24 protein-coding genes and 1 pseudogene are annotated in these 24,410 nt (G+C 47.1%); 23 read left to right on the top strand and 2 right to left on the bottom strand.

Translation table 11 applies throughout. The features are described 5' to 3' along the window. Nucleotides 1–226 precede the first annotated feature (226 nt). The 22 genes and pseudogenes from ACFSB2_RS07690 (at nucleotide 227) to ACFSB2_RS07585 (ending at nucleotide 21,063) form a co-directional block, all read left to right on the top strand. Nucleotides 227–651 (top strand): annotated as a pseudogene (locus ACFSB2_RS07690) (VOC family protein). 844 nt (nucleotides 652–1,495) lie between these two features. Beyond that, nucleotides 1,496–2,470, top strand: a complete 975-nt coding sequence (locus ACFSB2_RS07685) for an MFS transporter (RefSeq protein ID WP_377942609.1) — start codon at nucleotides 1,496–1,498, stop codon at nucleotides 2,468–2,470. A gap of 532 nt (nucleotides 2,471–3,002) precedes the next feature. After that, nucleotides 3,003–3,329 carry an antibiotic biosynthesis monooxygenase family protein gene (locus ACFSB2_RS07680; protein ID WP_377942450.1) on the top strand — a complete coding sequence of 109 codons (327 nt, stop codon included), beginning with the start codon at nucleotides 3,003–3,005 and terminating at the stop codon, nucleotides 3,327–3,329. Between the two features lie 336 nt (nucleotides 3,330–3,665). Further along, nucleotides 3,666–4,094 carry a ribonuclease FAU-1 family protein gene (locus ACFSB2_RS07675; RefSeq protein ID WP_377942449.1) on the top strand — a complete coding sequence of 143 codons (429 nt, stop codon included), beginning with the start codon at nucleotides 3,666–3,668 and terminating at the stop codon, nucleotides 4,092–4,094. 618 nt (nucleotides 4,095–4,712) lie between these two features. Next, nucleotides 4,713–5,795, top strand: a complete 1,083-nt coding sequence (locus ACFSB2_RS07670; RefSeq protein ID WP_377942448.1) for a hypothetical protein — start codon at nucleotides 4,713–4,715, stop codon at nucleotides 5,793–5,795. A gap of 286 nt (nucleotides 5,796–6,081) precedes the next feature. Further along, on the top strand, nucleotides 6,082–6,753 hold the full coding sequence (locus ACFSB2_RS07665) for an isochorismatase family protein (protein WP_377942447.1): 672 nt from the start codon (nucleotides 6,082–6,084) through the stop codon (nucleotides 6,751–6,753). Between the two features lie 35 nt (nucleotides 6,754–6,788). After that, nucleotides 6,789–7,379, top strand: coding sequence for a GNAT family N-acetyltransferase (locus ACFSB2_RS07660; protein ID WP_377942446.1), 591 nt, complete (start codon nucleotides 6,789–6,791; stop codon nucleotides 7,377–7,379). Between the two features lie 67 nt (nucleotides 7,380–7,446). Further along, nucleotides 7,447–7,626 (top strand): hypothetical protein, encoded by a 180-nt coding sequence (locus tag ACFSB2_RS07655; RefSeq protein WP_377942445.1) that lies wholly within the window; start codon nucleotides 7,447–7,449, stop codon nucleotides 7,624–7,626. A 560-nt stretch (nucleotides 7,627–8,186) separates the two neighbouring features. Continuing rightward, complete coding sequence (locus ACFSB2_RS07650) at nucleotides 8,187–9,299, top strand: nucleotidyltransferase domain-containing protein (protein WP_377942444.1); 1,113 nt, start codon at nucleotides 8,187–8,189, stop codon at nucleotides 9,297–9,299. 216 nt (nucleotides 9,300–9,515) lie between these two features. Beyond that, on the top strand, nucleotides 9,516–9,986 hold the full coding sequence (locus ACFSB2_RS07645; RefSeq protein ID WP_377942443.1) for a helix-turn-helix domain-containing protein: 471 nt from the start codon (nucleotides 9,516–9,518) through the stop codon (nucleotides 9,984–9,986). Between the two features lie 201 nt (nucleotides 9,987–10,187). Further along, a complete protein-coding gene (locus tag ACFSB2_RS07640) occupies nucleotides 10,188–10,556 on the top strand; it encodes a hypothetical protein (protein ID WP_377942442.1) in 369 nt (122 codons plus the stop codon). Nucleotides 10,557–10,958: 402 nt separating this feature from the next. Further along, nucleotides 10,959–12,116, top strand: coding sequence for a VPS10 domain-containing protein (locus ACFSB2_RS07635; RefSeq protein ID WP_377942441.1), 1,158 nt, complete (start codon nucleotides 10,959–10,961; stop codon nucleotides 12,114–12,116). A gap of 112 nt (nucleotides 12,117–12,228) precedes the next feature. Continuing rightward, nucleotides 12,229–12,399, top strand: a complete 171-nt coding sequence (locus ACFSB2_RS07630) for a hypothetical protein (protein ID WP_377942440.1) — start codon at nucleotides 12,229–12,231, stop codon at nucleotides 12,397–12,399. Between the two features lie 48 nt (nucleotides 12,400–12,447). Continuing rightward, nucleotides 12,448–14,139 (top strand): recombinase family protein, encoded by a 1,692-nt coding sequence (locus ACFSB2_RS07625; protein ID WP_377942439.1) that lies wholly within the window; start codon nucleotides 12,448–12,450, stop codon nucleotides 14,137–14,139. Nucleotides 14,140–14,174: 35 nt separating this feature from the next. Further along, nucleotides 14,175–14,576: a hypothetical protein gene (locus ACFSB2_RS07620; protein ID WP_377942438.1), complete on the top strand. Its 402-nt coding sequence runs from the start codon at nucleotides 14,175–14,177 to the stop codon at nucleotides 14,574–14,576. Next, nucleotides 14,573–15,202 carry a GTPase gene (locus tag ACFSB2_RS07615; RefSeq protein WP_377942437.1) on the top strand — a complete coding sequence of 210 codons (630 nt, stop codon included), beginning with the start codon at nucleotides 14,573–14,575 and terminating at the stop codon, nucleotides 15,200–15,202. Before ACFSB2_RS07620 ends, ACFSB2_RS07615 begins: the two co-directional genes overlap by 4 nt. Continuing rightward, entirely contained in the window at nucleotides 15,183–15,803 is a 621-nt protein-coding gene (locus ACFSB2_RS07610; RefSeq protein ID WP_377942436.1) for a hypothetical protein, read from the top strand. The genes ACFSB2_RS07615 and ACFSB2_RS07610 overlap by 20 nt, the downstream gene beginning before the upstream one ends. A 207-nt stretch (nucleotides 15,804–16,010) precedes the next feature. Beyond that, on the top strand, nucleotides 16,011–17,285 hold the full coding sequence (gene hflX / locus ACFSB2_RS07605; RefSeq protein ID WP_377942435.1) for a GTPase HflX: 1,275 nt from the start codon (nucleotides 16,011–16,013) through the stop codon (nucleotides 17,283–17,285). After that, nucleotides 17,269–18,507, top strand: a complete 1,239-nt coding sequence (locus ACFSB2_RS07600; RefSeq protein ID WP_377942434.1) for a methionine gamma-lyase family protein — start codon at nucleotides 17,269–17,271, stop codon at nucleotides 18,505–18,507. The genes hflX and ACFSB2_RS07600 overlap by 17 nt, the downstream gene beginning before the upstream one ends. Before the next feature lie 81 nt (nucleotides 18,508–18,588). Then, the gene (locus ACFSB2_RS07595; protein WP_377942433.1) at nucleotides 18,589–18,981 is read left to right on the top strand and encodes a MerR family transcriptional regulator; all 393 of its coding nucleotides are present in this window, start codon (nucleotides 18,589–18,591) and stop codon (nucleotides 18,979–18,981) included. Between the two features lie 49 nt (nucleotides 18,982–19,030). After that, nucleotides 19,031–20,368, top strand: a complete 1,338-nt coding sequence (gene glnA, locus ACFSB2_RS07590; protein ID WP_377942432.1) for a type I glutamate--ammonia ligase — start codon at nucleotides 19,031–19,033, stop codon at nucleotides 20,366–20,368. 236 nt (nucleotides 20,369–20,604) lie between these two features. Further along, nucleotides 20,605–21,063, top strand: a complete 459-nt coding sequence (locus ACFSB2_RS07585; RefSeq protein ID WP_377942431.1) for a GNAT family N-acetyltransferase — start codon at nucleotides 20,605–20,607, stop codon at nucleotides 21,061–21,063. 186 nt (nucleotides 21,064–21,249) lie between these two features. Here the strand turns inward: ACFSB2_RS07585 and lexA are convergent, their stop codons facing one another. Then, entirely contained in the window at nucleotides 21,250–21,879 is a 630-nt protein-coding gene (gene lexA, locus ACFSB2_RS07580) for a transcriptional repressor LexA (RefSeq protein ID WP_377942430.1), read from the bottom strand. 103 nt (nucleotides 21,880–21,982) lie between these two features. Next, complete coding sequence (locus ACFSB2_RS07575; protein ID WP_377942429.1) at nucleotides 21,983–22,774, bottom strand: HAD family hydrolase; 792 nt, start codon at nucleotides 22,772–22,774, stop codon at nucleotides 21,983–21,985. Nucleotides 22,775–22,945: 171 nt separating this feature from the next. Between ACFSB2_RS07575 and ACFSB2_RS07570 the strand changes: the two genes are divergently transcribed. Beyond that, complete coding sequence (locus ACFSB2_RS07570; RefSeq protein WP_377942428.1) at nucleotides 22,946–24,331, top strand: glycine--tRNA ligase; 1,386 nt, start codon at nucleotides 22,946–22,948, stop codon at nucleotides 24,329–24,331. Nucleotides 24,332–24,410: the final 79 nt, after the last annotated feature.

Genomic DNA, 24,410 nt, shown 5'->3' with positions numbered 1-24,410 from the left:
TGGGTGCGAACCAAAATTGAATGTGTAAAACATAGAAAGAGATTGGACAATGTTTGATGATGGATTATCGAAACACAACATCAGAAATACACAAGAGCGGCATTGATACGGCTATTACTCCATTGATTGTTTTTTGTGGTGACTATCGTGAACCTTAATGGGTTTTACGAACCGTTTTTAAGCGAACCAGCATGTGAAGATCGTTGATCATTAGAGGTTATGAGATATGAAGATCAACAGAATAGATCATGTGGGTATAATCGTAAATGACCTTTCAGCAGCTAAAGCGTTTTTTCTTCATTTTGGACTTGAAGTGCAAGGGGAAGGAGAATTGGAAGGAGAGCAACTCGATCAGATTGTTGGGATTAATGATGTTAAAACGGCATATGTGTTCTTGCGGATGCCAGACGGTCAGGCAAATATAGAGCTAATCAATTTATACACCGTTCGATGAAAGAGATATTCAGCAACCTTTTGCAAATACACTCGGTATCCGACATATTGCATTTGCTGTTGAGGATATTGAAGCTGTTGTTGCCAAGTTGAAAAAGAGTGCAGCGCGAATATTTGGTGAGATACAGCGATATGAAGATATGCTACGTTCGTGGACCAGAGGGAATTATTTTGGAGTTGGCTGAGCAAATCAAATAAACAGACGATATGCATATAGAGAAACATTGCCAATTATTTTGATCAGATTGAACGGTTGTCTTTTTATGGGCAGTTGTTCAGTCTCTTTGTTGAACAAACCGTTAATTGAAGAAAATAACATCCCCAGGGCACAATTAGAGCCAGTAAAAACACACTGACTCCATTTTTTGATTGACCACTGACATCTAATTTCTATATCATCAAATTAGTTGTTTGTTTAATTAGATATATGGTTAAGTATGTGTTTGAGATGTAACTCGATAAGTGGTGACTTACCACAAAGCTTTAGAGGCTCCAACATACATACGCATTTTATTTTTATTAAAAAGGTACGATGCATGGTCAAGGGTTGGCTGGCGTCTTGGTCCTGACTATTACTCATCAGATGACAATGCTTCGAAATGCAAGTGTCGTGAAAGAAATACGGAATAAAAACACGATTTATTTCGAACTGAACCGGCAATTATTCAAACAGAATGCGGAAGCCATTCCCACCGTGGTTTTTCAGATCAGAAGAAATTGACATGGAGGACGGCACGATGGTTGGGTACGATCGTCTCCGTAATTCGGTGTTAAACAATTTTTTTTACACCGGATGGTAGATGGTAGGTTGAAGCAAATACCTGCCCAGCGCAAGCGCGTGGTATTTGAGCACCTTCTGTGTGAATTTCGCATAGGACAAAAAACACTGAGAAGCAAATTAACGAGAATATTCAGCATTTGTATGATTATTGCACCATTCGACTCGAAATTATCATCAATCACTACCCGTATCGGAAAAATAGAATTTGTGAGTTGAACCCAAAAGAAATGTGGGGCGATTGGAGGATGGTGCGATGTGGAAATGCGTAAAAACTCAAATTTGATGCTATTCGTTTCGGGCCAGACATTATCGACATTCGGTGATAACGTATTTCTCATTGCCCTGATGTGGTTTACGATTTCTACGACACGTTCTCATGCGGCGCTGACGTGGATTGTACTTGCACAGACCGTCCCTCCTATATTTGGGTTATTCTCAGGCACTTTTGTAGATCATTGGAGTAAACGACGAACAATGATTGTAACAGACGTGCTGCGAAGCATGATCTGCGTAGGGATCTTTATCGTTTCGGCCTGTCACCACCCTTCATTCCTGTTACTGTTTTGCTTTGTATTCCTCCTAACGACAACAGGGACATTTTTTTGGGCTGCTCAAAATTCAATTTTGCCATTTGTCGTAACGGAAGATGAACTTTCTACAGCCACAGGACTAAACCAATCAGCGAGTACAACATCACAATTGATTGGAACTTTATTTGGCGGCACACTTCTCGCGGTTGTCGGAGCACCACTGTTGTTTCTTGCTAACGCAATTACTTTTATTGTCTCGTGTACGACTTTAGGTTTTCTTAAGGTAACGGAGCATTCAATCATAAAGAACAACAAGTTCAATTTTTGGGTTCGGTGGCGTGAAGGTATAAATTTTATTACCCTTAATGCTTATGTCTTATTTGTAGTTATATCGGCTTTGATTGCCAATTTCACATTAGCCCCACTCGATATGGCGTTGGTTACATGGGTGAAAGGTTGGACGTCTCATGGAACAGCTTCGACAGTAGCGGTCATTTCTGTTGGTGATGTGATTGGTGTGTTGGTTGGAGGACTCTTGGTTGGGCCACTTGCTAAGCAATTTTCATCAAGAACGCTCCTTTTAGTCAGTAATTTTTGTGTTGCAGCGTGTATTGGGGTCTTGTCACTCTTGTCAAATGTCATTTGGGCTGTATTCTGGGTTTTTTTGATGGAATTGCAGTGGGTGTTATTAATGTTTCAATCGTAACCGAGCTTCTCAGGATTGTTCCTCCCAAAATGACTGCAAGAGTGTTTGGTTCGTTAACAGCCTTAGCAAGACTAGCATCACCACTCGGGGTCGTAATTTTCGGCATGTTGTTGCACATAAGTATTTCAGTTGCTCTTGTAGTGATGGCTATACCGAGTGTGATTGTTGCGATTCTACTGCTAGCCTTCTACTTTCACGCGAGAACAGAATAGTTTTTGACTAATCGCTATTGTACTTCTGGGGTAAAACCGACGGTTCCGCTCTATCCTAACGGGTAGTATTTTAAGATACCGAATTTAAAGCACACGAGTTACGTAGCCGAACCCTGAACAGGTTCCGTAACTTGTATCCAGTACAGTCATTTCGACGCGGCCACTGCGCAGCGTATTTTCGTTACTTCAGTTCGTTTCAAACTGAACGCTACGTTCGATAAGCTGCATTCGGAAGATTCATTCTGGTATTATTGTGAGAAGGAGAAAGGTTTAACAGAGCGGCATTTTTCAGAAAACCACCTTGATGGAGGTAAATTATAGTGGGCGAGATTGCTCAAACACCAAAACCACCTTATTATGCAGTGATTTTTACGTCTGAACGAACAGACGGGAATAATGGCTATGCCAAAATGGCTGAGGAAATGGTAAAAATCGCTTCCGTTCAACCAGGATTTCTAGGTGTAGAAAGTGCTCGTGAAAGCGTCGGTATTACCGTATCCTATTGGGAATCGCTCGAAGCTATACAAAACTGGAAACAGAATGAACGACATATAATTGCCCAAAAGCTTGGAAAGTCCGATTGGTATCTAAAATACAAAACGAGAGTGAGTAAGGTAGAACGGGACTACGGGTTTGAAGAGGACTGAACTAGTTGGCAAGCCCTGCGTCTCGCCCTCCTTATAACACCTTCATCAGCACTGCAGTGGTCGAGTTGTTTTATGTATCTCTCGCTTCGTTTACGGCGAGGAACCAAAACCACGGGCGGGGTGCCACAAGTTAGACAGACAGATTGCGCTGGGCTATGGAAGAGGAAACATCGTTGAGAGTAAACTTCAAGAATACGTGGATAACGTATATCAATATATGCCTGCCAAGGATAAACAGGAATTCTATTTTTATTAAACTCCCGGGAAGGCAATAACAAGTAGAAACAGAATGCGAAGCATAGTTCTCTTAGGACTCACATTGGAGGGTGCCCGCCATTGAAAAACCAATACTTTGCTCCTGGTGAGGAAGTTGTACTTCGGCGAGTATGGAAGGGAAAGATACACCGGATCACTGCAGCGACCGTTGCGCAGGATACTCCGGATTTGATTGCGCTATATTGGGGGCCTGGCTATCCTCTCAAAGCAACGACGAATAACCCTCTCAAAGGTCGTTTGGAGATTTCTCATGATCTTATTGATGGTACATGGGGGGGCAGATCTGTGCTTTCGCTTGCTTCACCAAAAGCAGCCCACGCTGTCTATGCCATGTGGGATGAGGAACACCGTTTGCTGGAATGGTACATCAATCTTCAGGAACCGTTGCACCGAACTGCGGTCGGATTTGATACAACAGATTACTTATTGGATATCGCAGTAAGGCCTGATCGATCTAAATGGGTTTGGCAGGATGAAGACGAATTTTAGGAAGCCATCATTGCAGGGAATATATCGATTGAACACGCACAAATCATTCGATCCGAAGGTGAACGAGCAGTTAAGTTGATGCAAGAAAGTTCTTCATCATTTTACGATACTTGGGGGAGTTGGATGCCCCCGACAGAATGGCGGATACCAAAATTTCCGATGGGCTATGACGAAATATAAACGTCCTCAATATCGATCTACCACCACTTAATACACACGGTGGTTTAGTTCAAGTACGCCTCTTGAAGTATTGGGGGCAAATCTTGAACAAGCCGCGCATCACTACGAATTCCGCATCGCCACTATCGACGCGCCCGACTTGGGAGCGTTTTTTTGTTGTCGTGGTATGGCCTTTGCTTGCCGCCAGCGAGGTCATTTTGGCTACCCTTTGGGACCGCAGTGCCGAAATCGCCCGACTATGACCTATGCGTCTCTGTGAGCGGTTTGGTAGCAAAGGACGATTGGTTTGAACGTCGAGGAGCAAATAGTCACATTTACAGCGGGGACATTGTGATACTATTGGGTTATTCAGGTAATGTACAGCATTGTTCAATATTAAGATAATTCAGTATCGTGGGCTTTATAAGCAGAATGCTTGCCAAATATGGGAGTGATTGAATGGACGCATCTTTAGTTCTTGACGAATTTATTCGGAAAACAGAGGTTCATCCGTTAGAAAATCATAGTGACCTCCTGTTTCAAGCTCGAGATTTAGTCAACTTGGAATTGTGTAATCTTAACTACCCCATAGAAACAGTGAGGCTTGCACACAGGATTTATGGTTACATGGGGAATGAAGGAATAAATGACAGAGTAGACCTTATGACCAAATTTCTTCAGAATGCGAACGGAAATCTTGAAGATAAGTTCTGGGCAAAATGGGAAATCGTCGATAACCTCGCTCTCCTAAAGCGATATCCAGAAATGATTAACGAACAGCAAGCGTTTTTATTATGGTCTAAAGCACATATGCAATCAGATTTCTTGATACAAGTCATGTATGATAGCACACAGGCTCTTGGGTGGTTCGAACTTAAAATGACTGATAAGTGGTTTGAAATATATCACGAATTGATATCTAGAGTTGCGCGTACAGCTGCAAATCGTCGTGCTCGTGTTCTATACGTGGAGACAGCCACTGGTTTACTTGTGTACAACTTACAGAGGTATGAAGATGCGGTTCCTGAAATCGAACGCTACTACAGCGTTATTAACGAGGACCCATTGTGGGACGGATTTGATGAATTCAATATCCGTGTCAAGTCGTACGAACTCGGACTATATAGTGGACGACAACAATGGGACAATTATAATCGAGTCGTTGAAGAGGCAACCAGAATAATCACAGACTGTATAGCTAAATACGAGCGTGGAGAGCACGTTGAAATCAATCAAATCTGTGATATGGCTCATGAAATTGGAACTTGTCTTATGTGGGAGAAGCGATATGAACAGGCAATACCTCTGTTCGAATACGCTGTCTCCAAGCAGGGGACAGGAGTAACCCATTTCTTTTACGCTATGTGTATATGGGCAACCGAAAAAAACAAAGAAAAAACCCTGTATCATTTGCGTATGGCGGAAACGACCACCAAAGGCAACAAAGGTCTTCGTTCAAGATACAAACACATGTTTTTAGATACTCAGGAATTCGTAGATGTATGTGATGATGGAGAATTCCTCTCGGTATTCAATCAGTAAAATTGGAGCCATATGCTTTTGAACAAACGTGTGCGAATCCCCGTTCCTCGCATCCTGTATAATCAGTTCAACGCGTCTCGATGGGTGCGTTTTTTCGTTACTTCAATCCGTCTCACACACTGAACGCTACATTCGATAAATCTGCATTTGGACGGTTCATTTTGGTGTCATTGTAAAAATGGGAATGTCCACTACGCGTCTGGAAATGCCATTGATGCTGGGGGACTACGTTCACACTTGTCAACAGCGGCATACGAATTCCTGAATAGACATGGAGGTATGCGAAATGGCTGACTTCAAATTACCCGTTAGGAAATATAACTCAGACCCCGATTTGAGGATTCCAATCACTACCGAAAAAACTGCATTCCTTGTAGTCGATTCATATGAAACAGGATTTCACAACGAAATTATAGAGTGCCAAATTCATTTGTCGCTTAATGTTGCACGAAATATGGGACTAAAAGTGGTTTACCTATATGATGCAATTTCTGGTGTCGGTGGTCCTTATGATGTGACCACAAGAATTCATGGACTAGATCACCAGGATAACAGTTGGAAGCCAGTGACGTCCACATTTAATCCGCTAATACGACCTCTAGAGAATGAACCTGTTATTCCTAAATGGGGGAAAGATGGTTTTGACGGTACACCCCTCGATTACTATCTCAAGACGTGGAATATTGACACGATAATTGCTGTTGGGTTTCACATAAAGTCATGTTTATATCAAACCTGCTTGTCGGCTCGTCATCACAATTATCGCGTGGTCATGCTTAGGGATTGCACGAATTCTTTTGAATTCCCCGATACTGAGGATGTTAACAATCCTGAAGGCGGATGGTTGAGATTCGTTTTTTTGCGGATGTATGAAACAGATATAGGTTACACTTCGACCTCGACGGATCTTCAGAAAGTGTTCTTGGACGGGCAGTTAGAGAGTTCAAAAAGACGGTAGAAAATTACAAGAAGAAGGCGGATAGGAGGATATAAATGACGACTGAAAAACGAACTAGGCCACTCTTTTTGGTTCTTCCATACAATCGATTGATTCCATCGGAAAGACCTCAGCTTCCTCGTGGATACACGTTCAGAAAGTACGAGGAGGGAGACAAGGATAAACTTTCCATGCTCTTAGCATCCGAAGGATGGGCCAATGATGAACCAAGTATCAATGATTTTTTAGACCATGTCATCCCTGAAGGACTATTCTTTGTGATTTATGAGCCTACAGGGGAATTTATAGGTACTGCTTCTGCTGTTCACCATCCAGAGTCACCTCATTGGCACTTCCCATTTGGTGGTGAGATCGGATACGTAATCGTTCAACGACATCACCGTGGAAAAGGGATTGGCTATGCAGTTTCGGTTTCCGCAACAAACAGACTCATTGAAGCAGGTTATAAAAACATTCGTGTAGGTACGAATGACCACCGTCTTGAGGCCCTTAAAATTTATCTCAAAATTGGGTTCGTTCCGTTTCTTTATACAGAGGATAGTGAAGAGCGTTGGAAAGCTATCTGTGATCATCTGAACTGGTTATATACGCCTGATGAATGGATGAAATCAGACATCCGAGTATGACTCTGAGCTAAAAAAATTTCATTGCAACGCTCTTTGAGAAGTCTGCAACGTTAACGTTTGAGGAAGTATGGCGGATGAAAAAATATCTGATTGGAATCAAGTTCGCGCTAGCAAAAGTTTCGACGAAGAAACTGGAGCAGATCGTCGATCTGCCATGGAGATCTATGGCCTCGGAAAAATTGATAAAAAACATTTGATTAGAGCTCAGAAGCAGTTAAACGATAATCATAATCAGAATGAAATATAAATTCAAAGCGCCAACAAATGTATGGACAGCTCTGACAAAACTTATCTGACTGTTTTCGGTAAAACAAGGGCTTCAGTTGTGAGGATATACGTATTTGAATGAATATAAAGCTATGTGATGACGTTAATCGCATCGCGACCAAAGTGGTTTTCGAGTATGGTGCACTTGGGAACTTGTCCTTCGCGTACGGCCAAGGATCGGTGTTTGCTGGTTTTGTGGAAACGTCAGACCTCGATATTAATCTGGTGTGGATGCGCTCATGCGGGGGTGAAAACGCTTTACACAATTGCATAGAAAAATTACAATAAGTATTGGGAGATGTATCGAAAGGGGAATAATAACTCCGCCATGTCTAAAACCTTGTAATGGTCTTGAGAAGGATTGGGTATCACAACACGTTATTGGAGTGTGTGTTTGTGTTGCCTAACTGTACCATACAAGGGGCAACAGCGTGGTTTGGGGTTATAAAGATCCTATTGATATGTCATTTTTTTATTGATTGGGATTCTTCATCTCCTTTAACGCCCAACCACACTCTGCCAACCTGGGAGGGCGATTTAATGGTTGATGTATTCAAGGTTTGTGAGTCCATGATCAGTCACATAAAGTCTCAATACCCTAATGATGTTGCCATTGCGGCGTATTATGGATCGTACGCTCAGGGAACGGCAACTAAACGATCAGACTTAGATTTCTTCTACATCCCTGCATCAGAGGCTGGTCGGCAGGTCAGTCTCCAGTTCATTGTTGGGGATATTAGCTTTGACCTTTGGCCAATTAGCTGGGAACGTGCTCAAAGGATGGCCCAGTTCGATGAAATGCCGACAATCATTGCAGATTGTAAACTACTCTATGTTCGTTCTGATGAAGATCTTCAACGATTTATGGAGCTTCGTAAAACGGTTACCACCATGCAGGCGCCAGAAAATAGAATAAAGCTTATCGAGAAGGCTGAATCATGTTTGTGCAGTGCTTGCATGCATCTGTACAAGTTAAGGCGCGATGGTAAGTCCCGGTTAACCGTTTTACGCACGGAAGCGCAAGGGGTGCTCACACACACCCTACAAGGCCTTGCAGTACTGAATGGAACATACTTCACAAAGGGATTTGGCAAGAACAAGGAACAAATCATGAATCTAACATTACGGCCCAATCAATTGGAGACACTCATGAACAAAATCATGCGGAGTGTCACTTACACCGATACGGTCGAGGCATGTGAGCGTCTAATGTCAGATACGCTTGAAATCGTGGAAGCCCAAAAAGAGCTGTGTGTTAAGGAACCTTCTTATGGTGAACGTATGTATGGTTTTTACGAAGAAGAAAAGGGAATCTTGGACAAAATCCTCACAGCGTGCGAGAGAAATGACTATGACACTGCATTCTTCTTTTCGATTCACGCTCAGCAAGAAATTTCTCACTTTCTCTATTTTGCTGAGCGAGGACAATGGCCTTCGGAACTGGAATCAAGTTGGGTGTCTCAAGACATTTATAGAAGAATCGGATTTCCTAATTTGGTGGAATGGCTCGACCCAGATGAGCTTAGTCCACTGCAAACAGCAGTGGAGCAACTGAAATTCCAATTGGAGGCCTATTTGCTGGATAAGGGAGTTCGAATTAATCGATTTGGTACACTTGAACAATTTAAGACGTTTCTCTCGACACGTGGCTAGTTCGATTCGCAATTCATCGGCACGAGGCGACATGTCTGATTGGACTACCCTCTCGACATCCGATTAAACAGAGTTGGGATCACTTATAGAGCGCGATTCACATATTGGCTCCATTGTGCCTGGTTTCTACACTAACCGAGTTTCGTTGCGGTTATTTCGTTTATTTCTTATAATACGGATACATGGAGGCTATACTGTTCAGAAGGAGGGAGTCCCATGCCGGATATGTCAGTCAATCTGATTGAGCCTGATGATAAAGAGTTCGAAAGCATAAAAAAGCTCGTCAGCAGTTTAGACATCGCACCTGATGAAAATGAGCTTATCATCGTCGATCAGGCACACAATGTCAGGATTGAACTTCCACACGCTCTTTACCGCGTGCTAGTGGACGCGGCGCACCAGTTAGCGAAGGGGAACACCGTTGGGGTACTGCATTACGAGCAGGACATCACGACGCAGCAAGCTGCTGATCTTTTGCAGGTTTCGCGTCCGCATGTCGTTAAAATCCTTGAAGCAGGTGATATTCCGTATCATATGGTCGGTTCCCATCGTCGGATACGTTTATCTGATTTGTTGGAGTACAAGAAAAACCGGGATGCAATGCGCCGCGAGAAACTGAATGACCTGATTCGCATTTCGGAATCGTCCGGTCTGTATGAATTGAACGATTTCCCGGAAGAGGACTAGTGACGATGGCACTGGTCGCTTTTTTAGACGCTTGTGTGTTGTTCCCATCCAACTTGCGGGACGTGATTCTGTCGATGGCAGAGGCGGGTATATGCCAGCTACGGTGGAGTCCTGATGTGTTGGAGGAAATGGAGCGAAACTTAATCAAAGTGGGCAAAGTCACTCCACGCCTGCGGAGCGTTATGGAAGCCGCCTTCCCAGATGCGATGGTACCGCGATGCGTATCAAGCGTTGGTCGGTGACATGCCGAACGACGAGAAAGATCATCACGTTCTGGCTGCCGCAATTGCAATTCAGGCTGACGTGCTTGTGACGGCCAACCTAAAGGACTTCAAGCCACTGCCCGACGATTGCGAAGTCGAAATACAGCATCCAGATGAATTCCTGTGTGCTGTGTTAGAAAATTCACCTATGGAGATTTTCGATACACTTAAAGACCTAGCATCACGTAGGCATGCGCCGATGAATTCGACTCCCGCAATCCTAAACGCTTTACACAAGACTGTACCCAATTTCGTCATGCAGGCATTCGATATTTTCCCTCGATACGACAAAGATGGCCCTTCATAGACCGCCAGATGTCGTCATGAATAACAGACTTGTGACGTGCAAGGTAAATGGCAACGTCCGGACCGATCACATACCTGCTCATGGCACATATCTCCTTTTCGTTACAGTTAATGTAGCTCGACGCTTTGGTTTCATGCACACGTCTACTGTAAAGTTTTTGCGAATATATCAGAAAATTGGAATGTGTATATAAACGACCCGTTACCCGAATATCAAAAAACGCTGTACATCTCATCACACTGGATTCTACCACGATTTAGGAATGAATATGGCTGACTCGATGGTTTCCTCGGTCAGATGAGTATACAACCCCTGTCATTTTTAAAGCTGAAACCTTTTCCTTTCCAGCACCGTCTGAGAAATTAAGAAACTGTGAATCACAAACGGAAGGAATGGGTTGTCTTGAGCGTAAGAACGACCATCATCTTTACAGTAGCGACTGCAATTTTTCTGTTGGTAGGTTGCGGTGCACCAACTGCAAATACAACAAGACAGACCGTTGTAGTGAATACGCATAAACCGAAGAATAAAAGTAAAGGAAATCATACACTCAAGACCGATCCCTCAATGGCCCACACAAATTTACAACTCAATCCAAATTCGCTTTACATGATCTCGAAATCTACGGGGTGGGACTTTAGCAGATTACAAGCTACCCCTACACTAAACGGTGCCGTTCTTCGGACTGATGACGGCGGAAAGACGTGGCATAATTGCACACCCACCAGCGTTTCTGCACAGGAGACATTCGCTGGCGGGTTGGCGGTCAGTGATTCGGAAGCATGGTTATTTGTTTCAGCAGGCAAAAAAACGCTGTTATATCATACGACTGACGGTGGTGCATCGTGGACATCTACATCTATTCCCAAATCCTATCTTATAGCTGATCTTCGTTTCTCTGATGCTCAACACGGTTGGTTGTTGGCATCACAAGGTTCAGCAGCAGGACAGGAGCCGATTGATCTTTATTATACATCGGACGGCGGTAAAACATGGTCACAGATACTCAGCAAAACAGAGTCGAACAAACTGCTGCTTGGGAACAAGACTGGAGTAACATTTATCAATCGCACTACCGGATGGATCACGGTGGACAGTGGACAACACCCCGGACAAGTGGAAGTCTATGTTAGCCACGACGGCGGACATTCTTGGGCGCTTCAAACGATTCCAGTATCTACTAGCTTACAAAAACACTATGCGCATCCGTTAGCGCCCATCTTCACATCGTCTCAAGTTGGCATCATGCCAGTGACATTTGACGATGGCACCACCGTTATCTACACAACAGAGAACGGTGGTCAAGATTGGAATTCGACCAAACCAGTTCCGGTATCTAATGTGGTCAACGTGTCATACGACGGACAGACCGTCTATGTTACGGATGGCAAATCAGTCTATGATTCGCGTGACAACGGGCAAAGTTGGGTGAAGTGGAAGGGGACGATAGGGGCAAGTGATCAAATCGGGGATGTAACTGCGCAAGGTGTATATGTAGTCAAAAAAGGTGGCTCGGAGGTTGTGAATATCCCTTTTAACGCTTCAGATTTTGTGAAATAGGGGAAGTATGACGTGGTTTTAAACACCATTGATCCCCAAATCCAGTCATAATGGCGCTCATACCTAACCCAACCTGTCAGAAATGGCTCGTCAGGAAAGGCGGAAAAGCAGTGTGTCATACGTTCCATTAAGGACGGTGACGCGCGTGAACAGGGACAACAACAAGTTCAAGGTAACAGTGCGCGGTTCTGGCAATGGAAAGCGGCTTGAAGACATCTTAACGGAAATGTCTGCGCTGATTCTGGAGATCTCCGAGAAGGCGACCAAAAAATACACGGTTTAATGGGGCTGCGGGACAAAGTAAATCTTCGAGGGTTGGTGAGCGGATTATATGATTACTTTGTCTGTTGATCGGACGTTTAGTAACCCTTTTCAGCAAGACGACATCGAGAGACTGCAAAACACGATAAAGGCTATCATCTATGCTCGTGTATCGACGCACGGACAAGCGCGTGACGGTTACTCACTCGATTCGCAGATCGACATGTGTACTGTGATGGCACGGGATGAGCTCCAATTGGATGAAGATGAAGTCATCGCGGTCATCGAGGCGGGGGACAAAGGGGATGATCCGAATCGTCCTGCATTGAATTTCGCGTTGTGGCTCGTCGATCACGGCATTGGGCGCAAATTCATCTGCTTGCATCCCGACCGATTCGCGCGTGCTTTGCACCTGCAACTGGTTGTTGCTGACCGCGTGTGGAGTGCGGGTTACGACTTGCACTTTGTGGAGACGGAAGAAGTCGATCCGAACAACCCGGAATCCATGTTGGTCTTTAATCTGCAAGGCGCGATTGCCCAGTACAACAAGGCCAAAATCTTGGCGAACTCAAGACGTGGTAGGCGGCAGAAAGTGAAGAACGGCAAAATCCCCGGTGTTCGACGCGTGTACGGTTACGTTTTCGATAAAGATTCCGATACCTTGGTCGAAAATCCTGACGAAAAGGCCATCTTTCTGATGATGGTTGATTGGTTGCTGAACGGCAAGGACGGACGTGACATGACCATCACAGCCATTGCGCGCGAGCTTTCCTTGCTATCGATCCCCGCGCCGAACGGTGACTGTTGGTATCAAGCCACAGTGAGTCGCATCCTGAAAAATCCTGTGTACACTGGACGCTTCTATTATGGAAAAACTGAGTATCGGCAGCGTAAAGGGCAGACCACAATCGTCAAGAAGCCAGAGGGAGAGTGGCAGATGGTGCCCGTTCCAGCGTACATAGACGATGCTACGTTCGAAGCACTTCAAGCAAAAATGGAGGGGTTGGCGCGGGCGAATCGCGGTGCAAAGCCGCATGTTCCGTTCTTGCTCAAAGGCATGGCGCGTTGCGGTCGGTGCGGTTCTTCCGTCGTTGCTGGGGCACCGTCACGGAGCAAGCAGACGGGCGAAATCATGCACCGCTACTATGTTTGTTCGGGGAAGATGCGCAAAGTGTTCGAGGTTGGAACTGGACGGGAAGTACATGCGTGTCACGGTCGGAACTGGCGGCAGGACGTGATCGACGACTATGTGTGGCGGTACATTGTTCAGGTTTTGCACGAGCCTGATGAAATGTTTCGCCAAATTCTTGAACGCCAAGGCGACCCTGAACAAATGCGTCAACTAGAGACGAGGCGCGACTTGATGGTTGCCTCGTTGTCAGAAAAGCAAGAGGAACGCAAACGTTGGATCCATCTGAACGTCAAGGGGCGCGTGACAGACGAGGAGTTAGATGAGGCTTTAGAACCACTCGAAAAAGACATTAAGCGACTGTCTACATTGGTCGATGCCGCGGCTGATGCGTTGAATGCATACGAGTTGAACCAGCAGAAGGTCGATGAACTGAAAACAACGATTGCAAATTTTAAACGGTATCTGTCTTGGGACATCAGTATGGAAGACAAGCACTTATTTGCTAAACAACTGGTCAAGTGTGTGGTTTTGCATGATGACGAGATTGAGATCTTCATCAACTGGGACATCGGAACGCCAGACAACGGCCCCGACGATCTCGATGATGACAATAAAAAAACATTCGTCTGATCAGGGACTACCGAATTTAATCGCTCATCAAGGGGATGGAGGATTATAAAGATCAGTTTATTACGATATTAGCGGGCTATGAGCAAGAGATGGAATGGTTTCTCAGCACCAATCCTGGTTTGCCGAGCCGTTTTCCCATTCATATTCGCTTTCCCGATTACGATGCGGCTTCACTCCTGCGGATTGCAAGGCAAACTGCGGCAAAACGGCAGTATCGTTTGAGTGCAGATGCTGAAATCAAGTTGCGTAGACAAATTAATCAAACCATTGCGCAAAGATCAGACAAAGGTGATTTTAGCAATGCGCGTTGGGTGCGAAACATCATCGAACGCGCTGTTCGGCAACAAGCGGTCCGCCTATACGACATTGCAAATCCGAAACGGGAGGATTTACTGACGTTAGAAGGTGCTGATTTTGTCTGGGAGGGGAAGGCATGAGCACAGAGAGCCTCATCATAGGTCGTACAAACGCTGGGAAAACGTCTTTTTGTCTGCGCTTTGCCCGTTATTTGGGGCTGCGTGAGTTGAATTGGATGATCGAGCGGACTGACGGCCGGCGCGAACGGCGCCGAATGGCGCTTTCTGAAGCAGAACAGATGTTGTCTTCCCAAGAGCCGCATCGGACGCAGGAATTACAGACGTTGTTTTTACCTGTACCGCGTGGCAAAACGGACAAAATGGTGCGTGTCACGGATACGGCGGGACTGGCGGATGGACTGCACAGCGACGCGTCTGTACGCCGTGCGATGGCGCAGACATTGCGTTCGATGGTGAATGCGCGAGTCGTCTTTCACGTCATCGACGCCGATGCGGTCGGTCGCGAACTGATTCGTATGCGGAACAACGATGCTGACGCTTTACACGCACTTGATATGCAGATGATTGCCCTTGGACGGACGAGATCTGCTTATATCGTATTAGCCAGCAAAATGGATTTGCCGAGTGCGAAGGAGGGATACCGGTGGCTGCGTCAACATTTGGCGAAGGAAAAAGTCATTGCCATTTCCGCGCGCGAAGGCACTGGCTTTCAAGAGGTGAGGCGATATGTCTGGCGCATGGCCTGATATCCTACGCGCTTTCGTTGCGCTTTTGTTTGCTGGCGCCGCTGTCAAGCTGATGGATGACGCACTCGACGTCGAGTACGATTTGTGTCGTGGCAAGCGCACGTTGGCTGTGCGCTTGGAACGAGCGTGTTTACCGTACAGTCTCGCCATTTTTGGCATTGCCATGATCACAGAAGCGCACGTTGCGCTCGCTGTTTTTTTGGGAAGCTATGCAGTCGGCATGTTTACACGTTTGGATGAACGGCTACCCAGCCGTGTTCCTGCCTTTGTCGAAATCATCGTGGCCATCGCGCTTTGTATTGTCCTAGTCGGTTGGCGCGAGGCGCTCTGGGGTGTCGCGATGATGAGTGTCATCGATTGGCTGGACGATATGGTCGACAGGCAAAAAGATCTGATCAGTGGTCAGTTCAATGTTGCCATTCGCTTTGGTTTTGTCGAGGTTCTATTTGCCATTTTAATTGCCTTGTGTCTGGCCGTTTATACAGAGGTTGTCTGGACGGCGCTTGGATTCATCGCCCTTGTGGTCTTGAGCATCATTTTTGATGTCACAACCAAAAAAATCATTGGACCGGATGATGAGGAGATGATGGACAAATGGTAATTCTGGTGTATGCTGCACTCACATTAACCATACTCTTAGTGGTATATCGCATTGGACGCATGACGGGCAGGCGCCAGGGTAGGGCAATGGCGGAGGCGGAGTTGCCAATTCGGTATCGCGCCATATATCTGCTTGAACAGCGCTGTCCGATTTGCGATGATAAACATGATTGCCAAATCTCACAAACGCAGAATCAGGGGTGAGTGCGTGCAGGAAAATCGAGTCATTGTAGCCATGTGCCAGATTGGACAGGAAACGGATGACAGAAGAGCGTATCGTGAACAAGAAATGATTGGTCTGTGCGGCGCGGCGGATGCAACGGTCGTGGCCGTGCTGGTACAGCGGCGGCGACAAGTCGAGCCGCGGATGTTTTTTGGGGCAGGCAAAGTGGATGAACTCGCGCAAATCATCGAGGCGAATGAAGCTGACTTGGTCGTTGCCGACAGGGAATTGTCGCCCGCCCAAATTCGTAACCTGGAGCGCATGCTACAGTGCCGCGTGATTGATAGAACGCAGCTGATTTTAGATATTTTTGCGCGTCGGGCCAAGACGCGCGAAGGTCGTGTGCAAGTTGAAATTGCGCAATTGAATTATCTGTTGCCGCGATTGACCGGCCAAGGACTTGCCCTGTCGCGGCAAGGCGGCGGCATCGGCACACGTGGACCAGGGGAAACGCAGTTGGAGATGGACCGGCGCCGTATTCGCACGCGCATGACACAATTGCGCAAGGAACTCAAGGAAGTGGAACGTCAGCGCGTGGTTGCGCGCCAGCGACGTATGCGCGATGTCCCAGTCGTTGCGCTTGTTGGCTACACGAACGCAGGCAAGACGACATTACAGTCGGCTTGGGTGCGGGACAAAGGTCAGACGGAGGCCATCGTCGGTAACAATCGTCTGTTTGACACGCTCGATCCGACTGCGCGGCAAGTACAGACGAAATTGGGCAATCCGTATGTCGTGATCGACACGGTGGGATTTGTTGAAGCGTTGCCGCACCACTTGGTGGAAGCCTTTCAGGCCACGTTGGAGGAGACAAAGCATGCCGATGTCACCGTGATTGTCGTGGATGCTGCGGAAGAACCAACATCGCATCTTGCCACGACACGTCAAGTTCTCGCACGGTTGGCTGCGCTGGACAAGCCGGTCGTGACCTTTTTTAACAAAATGGATTTGGCGGAAGCCCGCCCTGCGCCAGACATGCAGGCGGTCACTTCTCTATATGGCGCGGTCGCAAAAAATGATCAAATTGAAGCGTTATATTCAACGGTCGAACAGTTGCTGCTTTTGGATGAAGTTCGTGTGACACTTCAGACGCATCCTGATGCGCAAATTTGGGATGATCTGCTGCGCAAAGGTCGAATTGAATCTGCGGATCCGGTATCGGCTGACGAGTGGTTGATCACGGCTGTCACCAGTCGCCGGGAGGCGCAAGTATGGCAGCAGCATCGACAAGATGGGAGTTTGCATGAGGAACAAACTTGATGGGTATATTGCGGCGTGTGAAGCACAGATAAGGCCTCTGGTGGAACAGAGCGAGCGGATTTCACAGGAGAATCAAGAGCGCGTACTCGACGCTTTTTGGCGTCAACGGATAAGCCAAGCGGATTTAGTTGGCACGACGGGTTATGGACTTTCTGATGTCGGTCGTGATAAATTTGAAGCTGTCTTCGCGACCGCTTTTGGCGCTGAAGCCGCGCTCGTGCGACCACAGATTGTCTCGGGAACCCACGCCATTTCATTGGCGCTGTTTGGTGTGTTGCGGCCAGGGGATGAGTTGTTGTTTGTGACGGGCTCCCCCTATGATACATTGCATGGTGTCACCGGATTGAGAACGGCGCAAGGCAGTTTGGCGGAATGGGGCATTTCGACCAATATCATCGATCTGACAGCAGATGGAGAGATTGATGTCGCTGCCATTTGCAATTACATTACGGATCGCACGAAACTCTGTATGTTTCAGCGCTCGCGTGGCTATCAGGCTCGCCCTGCGATAAGTGTCGCCACACTTGGCAAAGCGTTTGCCGAAATCCGTGCAGTTCACCCGCATGTGCTGCTTGGTGTTGACAATTGCTACGGCGAGTTTGTTGAAACGTTGGAACCGACGCATGTTGGCGCCGATATGGTGATGGGCTCGCTCATCAAAAACCCGGGCGGCGGCATTGTGCCCACAGGCGGCTACATTGCAGGCAAGGCAAGTGTCATTGAAGAGGTGGCAGCACGCTTGGTTGCACCTGGTGCAGGCGCCGAGTATGGGCCGACTGGCGCGTATCAACAATCATTTTACCAAGGTCTCTTTTTGGCGCCGCATGTGGTGGGACAAGCTATCCGAGGGTCACTCCTATTTGCGCAAGCGCTGTCTGGTCTTGGCTATCGGGTGGCGCCGGAACCAGGGGTGCCACGAACGGATTTGATTCTCTCGGTTCAGTTGGATGATCCCGAGCGTCTGCTCCGTTTTTGTCAAGCAATCCAGGCGGTGGCGCCGATTGATGCGCACGTGCGTCCTGAAGCCGATGCGATGGCTGGTTATGCCGATGCGGTGGTCATGGCGGCAGGTACGTTTATTCAGGGAGCTTCCTTGGAGCTTTCTGCGGATGCGCCAATGCGCCCGCCGTATATTGCGTATGTGCAGGGCGGCTTGACTTATGAGCATTGCGTAATTGCTCTCAAACGTATTTTGCGACAAATTGCGCCACAAATATGTTAGAAAAACTAACATTATACATTGCCTCCTCCTCATAACCGTGTTAGGATGAGGAGGAAGAGCATGTGAGGTGGGGGTCGCTCCATGGATTTAAATGACCGTCGTCAATTGCCGTTGTTCGCTATCGGAACAGTGCAAAAATTGACGGGATTGAGCGCTCGTCAAATTCGGTATTACGAAGAGCACGATTTGATTCAACCTGCTCGTACCTCGGGTAAACAACGGCAGTTTTCATTTGCTGATGTTGAGCGCTTGATGATGATTCGAACCTGGCTTGATGAAGGCCACAACATGGCTGGTGTAAAGCGCAACTTTGCTGAAATGGAACGTCGCCCAGCGGCGAAACAAATGGCAAAGAACGAGTTGTCAGATGCGGAAGTTTACAAGTGGTTGGAGCGCGAACTGTTGGATGCACGTGCGCAAACCGAATCCATCTTTCAAGGTGACCTATCTCGTTTCTATCGAAAAAAACATTAAATCAGCGTGTTCGTTTTTGGGACACTGCTAAGTGATGGAGGAGTATCCAGTGCGCAAGCAGTATGACAAGGAAGAGATTTTGAGTCAAGCAGAAGCGTCAAATGTCCGTTATGTACGTCTTCAATTTACTGATTTGTTAGGTATCGTGAAAAACGTGGAAATCCCGGTCGATCAGTTGCCGAAGGCACTCGACAACAAAATGATGTTTGATGGTTCTTCTATCGAAGGCTTTGTGCGCATTGAGGAGTCTGACATGTACTTGGTGCCAGACTTGTCGACATGGTTGGTATTTCCTTGGGATACGCCACAAGGGAAAATTGCGCGCTTGATTTGTGACATTCATTTGCCTGATGGATCACCATTCCCTGGAGATCCTCGTTCAGTGTTGAAGAATGTGCTGGAACGCGTGAAGGCACTTGGATTTACATCGTTTAATGTCGGTCCAGAACCGGAATTTTTCCTCTTTAAAATTGATGAGCACGGCAAACCAACTGACGAAGTGAATGACGAAGGTGGATATTTCGACTGGGCGCCACTCGACTTGGGTGAGAACTGCCGTCGCGATATCGTTTTGACCTTAGAAAATATGGGATTCGAAATTGAGGCATCGCACCACGAAGTTGCACCTGGACAACACGAAATTGACTTCAAATATGCTGACGCTGTTGAAGCGGCAGACAACATTGCGACGTTCCGTCTGGTCGTCAAGACAGTTGCTCGCCAACACGGCCTGCACGCGACGTTCATGCCGAAACCGGTGTATGGCATCAATGGTTCCGGTATGCACCAGCACTTGTCTTTGTTCAAAGGCAATGAAAACGCGTTTTATGATGAGTCTGATGAACTTGGCTTGAGCACGACAGCTCGTCATTTCTTGGCAGGTGTGCTTGAGCACGCAGCAGGATTTACCGCAATCTGTAATCCGACAGTAAACTCCTACAAGCGTTTAGTTCCAGGTTATGAGGCGCCATGCTACGTCGCTTGGAGTGCGAAAAATCGTTCACCGCTTGTACGTGTGCCAGCTGCTCGCGGCCTAAGCACGCGTATTGAAGTGCGGAGTCCGGATCCATCCTGTAATCCGTATCTGTCCATTGCGACCTTGTTGGCATCGGGATTGGATGGCATCGAACGAGAACTCAAGTTGGGTGACCCCGTCAATCGCAATATTTACATCATGACGGAAACGGAAAAAGAGGAAGCCGGTATTCACAGTCTGCCTGCAAGCTTAAATGATGCTATGGAAGCATTGGTGAACGACGAAGTGCTCTCTAAAGCATTGGGCAGCCACGTGCTTGTTCACTTTTTGGAAGCCAAGAAAATCGAATGGAACATGTACCGCACGCAAGTGACCGAATGGGAACGAGATCAATACTTGTCCTTGTATTAATACAGGACATGCCCGTCGTAGAGGGTCTATAGCTGTTTAAGAAAAAGCATCCACCGTCTGCATTCCGATGTAGGCGTGGGTGCTTTTTTTGGATGTTGTGAAAAGAGCGATTACGTGCATGGGTGCACAGGTGTACTAGAAAGCAAAAAGCGTTACTCGAGTTGCAGGATATGGCGAATGGAGTAACTTTAACTTTACAGTAGGTATAGATGAATTGGAGGAGGGAGGGATAACATTTGACAAGAGGGAAAATAGTGATTGTGGCGCTGACTCAACCGTTGATAGCGGAAGCCAGCATTCTCTTAGCAAGCTATCTGTATGGCGTCGAATATTCAGATGAACAGCAAACAGAAGCTCAGCAGATCTTAAAGCGTTTTCTGCATTATCAAATTGCGACACCTTTTCTTGCGCGGTACGATGAGACATACGTTGGATTTATCGTGCTTGATTGGGGATTTTCCACTTCAAAAGGTCTGCCGGTTTTGCGGGTGCAGGCTTTGTATACACTGCCTGCATATCGAGAAATCGGTGTTGCTTCGACGCTATTGTCGCACGCCATCTCGCTTGCAAAGGGGAAGGGCGCAAACCGACTACAACTTGAGACAGACAGGGAGAATACACCCGCTAAACACCTATATGCAAAATTCGGTTTTGAGCTACTCCCGGAGAAAGAGGTGTACATGCTCTTTCTATAGGGGGGAGCGGGGATGCTCATAGCCTCCCAAAGCATGATGAATACGTAGATTAAATCAGCGTCTACAGTTTGGCAATCATCCGACTGTTCTCAAATGTTGAGGAAGATGCCAATTGACGATGGATAAAGTTCCAACGACATGGCTGAATTAAGTCGCGAATAAGTCGCGAACGGCTGAAAGCGTCTTTTAGCGCAGACTGCGAAAAACGCCAATGACCTTCCCTAAGATGACCACGTCCGGATAGTAGAGCGGCGCTAAACGGCTGTTTTCCGGTTGAAGTCGCACGCGTCCCTGTTCACGAAAGAAGCGTTTGACAGTGGCTTCGTCATCCATTGTCATGGCCACGACAATGTCTCCGTTGATGGCCTGGGATTGCCGCCTGACAATCACCATGTCTCCGTCAAAAATGCCTGCTTCAATCATGCTGTCGCCGCTGACGTTCAGCGCAAAAACGTCTTCGTTATGGGCGAATTCCGGAGAGAGGGGAAGGTATCCCTGAATGTCCTCAAACGCGGCGATGGGCTGTCCCGCTGTGACACGGCCGAGAATGGGGGCCATTACCGTCGTGCTCGCTGCTTCGTCATTCATCATCGAATCGCCCGTGTCCTGAAGTAGTTCCAAGGCGCGCGGCTTGGTTGGATCTCGCCGGATGTAACCTTTTTGCTGCAGACGTTCCAAATGACCATGGACAGTAGAACTGGACGCGAGGCCCACTGCTTCACCGATTTCCCGTACAGAAGGTGGATATCCCTTTTCATTTAAATTTTTCCGAATAAAATCGAGAATCGCCTCTTGCCTTGCGGTGAGTTGGGTCACGGTTCTACACATCCCTTGTCATCTTTTGGCGCAATCGTAACATATAAAGGACGTCGATGGCAAACGTTTGTTCGATCACGACTTGTTTTGTGCCATCAAAGTGTCAGGAGATGAGGCCAAGCTCGTGTAAAGCGCGCGCCACACCATCGTCTTCTGCGTTAGTCGTCACCCGTTTGGCGAACTGTTTCACGTCGTCGGTCGCGTTGCCCATCGCATAGGAATAGCCAAGCGTTTTGAACATGCCGATGTCATTGCCTCCATCCCCGATGTGGAGCGCATGCTCTGGTTTGATGCCCAAATGATCAAGCAGATGTTTGGCGCCAATCGACTTATCCGACTTCCTTCGTTGAAAATCAACCGCTCTTGTATCCCATCTATAGATGTAGCTCGCCGGGAATCGCGTCTCAAAATCCGCATCCCACTCGCGCGTCATGAACGCGTTGATCTGAAAAATGTTGATATTGTCGAGATTGGCCACTGCGAATGGCACGATCTCAATGGACGGAAAATCGAAGAATGCCAAAATCGCTTTGTACTGCTCGGGAATCGGCGCAAAGGAAACCGCGCGTTCGTGCGTGTGAAGGATGGTTGAAATGCCGTGCGAACGGGCGTAGTGCACGATGCCTGCAACATCGTCTGCTTTGAAGGGGGTAGCAAACAATTCGTCTGTTTTGGTGCGGACGAGGCCGCCGTTGAAGAAGATGCCATAGGGAACATCCAGTGTGTCTTGTACGTGTTTTGCATGCAACACCGAGCGCCCTGTGCAGATGGCCACAGGGATTCCCTGCGCGGTAAGTTGCTCAACTGCCCGAATGCCGCTTTGAACCAATTTTCCTTCGACGAACAGTGTTCCATCAATGTCGAGAAATACCATCTGGATGTCTGTGTTTCTCATGTTCTAACTCCTCTCAGCGCTAGCCCACTTTCTGGACATCTTTAGGCTGTACATCATTATACATGAGCAAACGCGCTTCTCGGAATTTTGTAAATCTCTCCTGATAGTGATTGATTATCAGAGTGTTTTTCCAGTATGATAGCCGTATTGGTTGGATACGGGAGGAACGATATGCAGACAACGATGGAACAACTTGTATCACTGGCAAAGCGTCGGGGATTTATTTTCCCGGGCTCGGAGATATACGGGGGATTGGCGAACACCTGGGATTATGGCCCGCTTGGCGCTCAAATGAAACAAAATATTCGTCGCGCCTGGTGGCAGCATTTTATTGTGCAAAATCCGTATAACGTAGGGCTGGACTCATCCATTTTGATGAATCAGCAAGTCTGGGTGGCATCTGGGCATGTCGGTAATTTTAATGATCCGATGGTCGATTGTCGGCAATGTAAATCGCGTTTTCGCGCCGATAAACTGATTGAGGAAGCGGCTAGTGCAAAAGGCGAGGACATTATGGTTGATGGATTGCCCTTTGCCAAGATGGAGGCATTGCTTGAGGCGTATGGTGTCGTTTGTCCGGATTGTGGCAAGACGGACTTTACAAACATTCGCCAGTTCAACATGATGTTCAAAACAAATCAGGGCGTCACTGAAGATGCGGCAAATGAAGTCTACTTGCGCCCGGAAACCGCGCAAGGGATTTTTGTCAACTTCAAAAATGTCCAACGGACAATGAGAAAAAAACTTCCGTTTGGCATTGGTCAGGTTGGGAAAAGTTTTCGCAATGAAATTACACCAGGCAATTTTACATTCCGCACGCGTGAGTTTGATCAAATGGAGCTGGAGTTCTTTTGCGCGCCGGGTGAAGATTTAAAGTGGTTCGCATATTGGCGGCAGTTTTGTTATGACTGGTTGCTCATGCTTGGCATGAAAAAGGAAAATCTCCGTCTGCGCGACCATGAAAAAGAACAATTGTCCCACTACAGCGCCGCGACCACCGACGTGGAGTTCAAATATCCGTTTGGCTGGGGTGAATTGCTTGGCGTGGCGGATCGAACAGATTTTGATTTGCGCGCACATGCGACCCATTCTGGTGAAAATATGACGATGCAGGAAGAGGGCGGCGAGCCGTTCATACCGTACTGTATCGAGCCGTCTATTGGGCTGGACAGATTGTTCTTGGCCATTTTCGCCGATGCTTATGACGAGGAGCAGGTAGGGGAGAACGATACGCGAGTGGTCCTGCATTTGCATCCGTCCATCGCGCCATATCAGGCCGCAGTGTTCCCGCTGTCCAAGAAATTAAGCGAATCTGCGCTCAAACTGTTTAGCGAGTTGTCGACATCATTGAGCGTCGATTATGACGAGTCTGGTTCCATCGGTAAACGATATCGGCGTCATGACGAAATTGGCACGCCGTTTTGTATTACGTATGATTTTGATTCTGAAACCGACCAGGCAGTGACTGTACGGCACCGCGATAGCATGGAGCAGACTCGCATTCCTATCTCTGAAGTGGCCAATTGGTTGAGTCAGCAAATAAAAGCCACGAGCTAAAGTACATGAGTCGCCACCATATCGGGAAAAACAAGATGGGGGTGGCGATGAATGTCCAATCAACACACTGTAAACCACA

The sequence above is a fragment of the Alicyclobacillus fodiniaquatilis genome, assembly GCF_042678105.1.
Classification (GTDB): domain Bacteria; phylum Bacillota; class Bacilli; order Alicyclobacillales; family Alicyclobacillaceae; genus Alicyclobacillus; species Alicyclobacillus fodiniaquatilis.
This window is presented reverse-complemented; position numbering and strand designations above follow the sequence as displayed.